Raw genomic sequence first — 2938 nt, 5'->3', positions numbered from 1 at the left:
GGCGAGCCCGGGGCGGACCGGGAGCGCGGAGGCGAATTCCTCCGCGTCGCGCTTCGTATCCCAGAAGGTCGCGAGGAGCGCGACCCGCCTGCCGCCCTTCGCCCACACCTCCCAGCGGTCGCCGCCCCAGCCCGAGGCCGCGGCGTTGGTCCAGGCGCCGCCCCCGGGGAACGCTCCGGCGTCGGCCACGGAGGGGGTCGGCGCGCCCACGAGGCAACCGAGCGTCAGCTCGCCGAGAACCCCCGTCCCCTCCCTCCGCCAACCCTCGCCGAGTCGCCGGCCCGCGTCGCCCACGGCGATGCGCCGAGGCCGGTCGCGTTTCGCGGCGACCCAGTACTTTTCGGGGTGGAGGATCTGCTCGGACGATTCGGGCCCGTCGCGGTAGCAGAGATCGACGTCGGAGGCGGGATAGGCTGCCGTCGCGATCGGGCCGACACGCCCTCGGAGGAGGAAGGTCGCGCCGAGCAGATACGCCCCCAGGAGCTGCCTTCTCAGGACCGGCGGCATCGCTTGGAGCTTCTCTCCCCGTCCCGCGTCGCTCTCCTGCAGCTCCTCGAGGTCCGAGGAGCGGAGCCGCCCGGCGGCGACCGCGCGGGCCGCGTAGGACGCCATGACCAGCGTCGCGCTCCCCTCGTGGACCGCGCTCAGAGCGAAGATCGCGTCGTCGTTCCCGCGGGCCGCGGCGAGGCGCCCGTCCAGGTCGAAGTACTGGTCCTCCAGGGCGTGCGTCAGCTCGTGGGACGCGAGGAACGGCCCGACGCCCCGAGGCATGTGGCCGAGGAGCGAGAACGTCTTGGACGTCGGGTCGTAGAACCCTCCCGCCTGCTCGTCGAAGACGTCGAGGTACTCCGTGACGACCTCGGCGCCCGACGGGACCAGCCCGAGCAGCTCGTAGAGGCTCTGCTCGGCGTCGAGGTCCTCCGCGGTTGCGAGGAAACGCAGCCGCTTCGCCGCGTAGGCGCGGGCCGCCGCCGCGTCGATCACCGTCGCCGCGACCGGACGCTTGAAGCGGAGGCCGCGGATCTCCTCGACCTGCGGCGAGACGTCCGCCAGGAGCGCGACAGGGTCGAGGCCGTCGACCACGGCTTCCGGGGGCGCGACGGGTACCTCGACCGAGCCTCGGGTCCACGCGACGACGCCGGCCGACAGCGGCAGAAGTGCCAGGAGGATCGTCCCCGGAATCCGCATCGCTCTCGACATCTTCGCCTCGCCGGGTGCCGAGGCCCCGGTGCATCGCGTGACCCGTCCAGTCTATCCTTCCCGCGGCCCCACCGCGTGGCGGCGGCCGGGAGAGCGGGATTGAGCGAAGCCGGAACGGTCCTCGTCGACCGCTGGATCCGAGCCCTCGAGGCGCGCCACGCCGCCGACCTCTCGTTCGCGGAGATCCGTCGCGGCCTGCAGGCGCTCTCGTCGCTCTACGTCGAGCGGCGCCACCGCGTGCCGCTGTCGGACGCGTTCAGGGGAGCGGGCAAGCGCGCCGCGTACGCGTTGTTCTACGGGCCGCTGCACTTTCTCGTGGTCGGGCGAATCGTCCGGGATCTCGAGGCCTTGTCTCCCCCACCGGACCGGATCCTCGACCTCGGGTGCGGGACGGGAGCCGCCGGCGCGGCGTGGGCGGTCGAGGCGGGGGGCGCGCCCGAGATCCTCGGCGTGGATCGTTCGGACTGGGCGGTCCGCGAAGCAGGGCTCGCGTTCCGAGCGCTCGGCTTGCGCGGCCGTGCTCGCCGCGCCGACCTCGACCGCGCGCGGCTTCCCGGAGCGCGAGGGGCGGTCGTCGCGGCCTACACGCTCAACGAGATCGAGAGCGCCGCACGGAACCGCCTGCGGGAGCGGCTGCTCGACGCCGCGGTGGGCGGGACGCGCGTGCTCCTGGTCGAGCCGGTCGCCCGGCGCGCGGTCCCTTTCTGGGAGGAGTGGTCCGCCGCGTTCGCCTCGGCCGGCGGCCGCGAGGACACCTGGCGGTTCCGCCTGGAGCTGCCCGAGCGGCTGCGCCTGCTCGACCGAGCCGCCGGCCTCGATCACCGGGAATTCGCGGCCCGGAGTCTCTTCATCCGGAAGCCATCCGCCTCCACCACCTCGTAGCCTTTCGGAGACCTCCCTGCCATCGTCGCTTCGGCTAGACTGGCGGCTTCACCGCTCGGAGCGGTTTTCCGGAGGGCGGCCATGAAATCGTCCACGATCGCGCGAGTCCTTCTGCCCGCGTTGCTCCTGCTGACCTCGGTGGCGCCTGCGCCGACCGCGGGGCCCGCTCCCGGCGCGCCGCTCGTGGCGCCGGTCCAGAAGCTCGGCATCCAGGAGATCCGGCTCGAGAACGGGCTCCGGATCTTCGTGCTGGAGCGGACCGCCTCCCCGACCTTCGCCGGCTACTACCAGTTCGGCGTGGGCGCCGCATCCGACCCCAAGGGCCGGACGGGGATCGCGCACCTCCTGGAGCACATGATGTTCAAGGGAACCCGCGCGGTGGGAACCCTCGACGCCGACGCCGAGGCGGTCTTGATGAAGAAGCTCTCCGACCTCTGGCACGAGCTCGATCGGGAGCTGGACCGGGCGGACGACCCGTTCCAGAAGCCGGACCCGGATAGGGTGCAAGCGCTCCGGGCGCGGATCGAGGAGGTCACGAACGACGAGAAGAAGCTCATCGTCAAGAACGAGTTCGACGAGCTGATGACCCGCGCCGGGGGCGAGTCCGAGAACGCCTCCACGGACAACGACGCCACGAACTACTATATGGAACTCCCGTCGAACCACCTCGAGCTCTGGTTCCGGCTGGAGAGCGATCGCCTCCTCCATCCGACCTTCCGCGAGTTCTGGAGCGAGCGGGACGTGGTGCACGAGGAGCGGAGGACGAGCGTCGAGAACCAGGCCGAGGGGCTGGTCTCCGAGACGCTCGAGGGGTTACTGTTCACGGCCCACCCGTACCACAACCCGGTGGTCGGCT

At 72.0% G+C, this 2938-nt stretch carries 3 protein-coding genes; 2 read left to right on the top strand and 1 reads right to left on the bottom strand.

Annotated features, from left to right (window positions below; genetic code table 11):
• The coding region (locus tag LAO51_20385) for a hypothetical protein (GenBank protein MBZ5641104.1) at positions 1-1200 on the bottom strand (1200 nt) is incomplete at its 3' end.
• A 99-nt stretch (positions 1201-1299) separates the two neighbouring features.
• Here LAO51_20385 and LAO51_20380 point away from each other — a divergent pair.
• Entirely contained in the window at positions 1300-2082 is a 783-nt protein-coding gene (locus tag LAO51_20380) for a methyltransferase domain-containing protein (protein ID MBZ5641103.1), read from the top strand.
• An 81-nt stretch (positions 2083-2163) separates the two neighbouring features.
• The coding region (locus LAO51_20375; protein ID MBZ5641102.1) for an insulinase family protein at positions 2164-2938 on the top strand (775 nt) is incomplete at its 3' end.

Source organism: Terriglobia bacterium (genome assembly GCA_020073205.1).
Taxonomy (GTDB): domain Bacteria; phylum Acidobacteriota; class Polarisedimenticolia; order Polarisedimenticolales; family JAIQFR01; genus JAIQFR01.
The sequence above is the reverse complement of the archived record's forward strand: the minus strand, read 5'-3'. Positions and strand labels throughout refer to the sequence as shown.